The sequence below is a fragment of the Mesorhizobium sp. M7A.F.Ca.CA.001.10.2.1 genome, assembly GCF_003998575.1.
Lineage (GTDB): Bacteria > Pseudomonadota > Alphaproteobacteria > Rhizobiales > Rhizobiaceae > Mesorhizobium.
In genome coordinates, this window is record NZ_RZQY01001313.1 from 1 (window position 1) to 524 (window position 524).

Below are 524 nucleotides of genomic sequence, written 5' to 3' on the forward strand. Positions count from 1 at the left end.
GGACGAGATGGCGAAGGCCAGAAGCTTGGTCTTCAGCACCGGAATGCCGATGATGCGGGCGGCGGTTTCATTGTCGCGGATGGCGATGAAGTTGCGCCCGGTCTGCGACGAGGCCAGCCTATAGGCAAGGAAGGTCAGCACCGTGACGATGGTCAGCGCGAACAAATAGCGGCCGATGGCGCCGTCGAGCGCGAAACCTGAAATCGACAGTCTCGGCGCGTCGATGACGCCGGACGCCGAGTTGTTGGAAAACCAGCTGAACTTGGTCAACGCCCATTGCACGAAGAACTGCGCGGCAAGGGTCGAAACCGCGAGATAAAAACCCTTCAGGCGCAGGCTCGGCAGGCCGAAAACGACGCCTATCGCGGCCGCCACTATGCCGGCCAGGAAGATGCTGCCGGCCAGCGGCAGGCCTTCGACACGCAGGTTGAAATTATAGGCGGCAAGGGCGCCGGCCGCCATGAAAGCAGCACTGCCAAGCGACACCTGGCCGGCATAGCCGGTCAGGATGTTCAAGCCCACGC

At 62.4% G+C, this 524-nt stretch carries 1 protein-coding gene; it reads right to left on the reverse strand.

The features are described 5' to 3' along the window. Window positions 1-524: branched-chain amino acid ABC transporter permease (locus EN964_RS36830; protein WP_164776597.1), on the reverse strand; the 524-nt coding region annotated here is incomplete at both ends.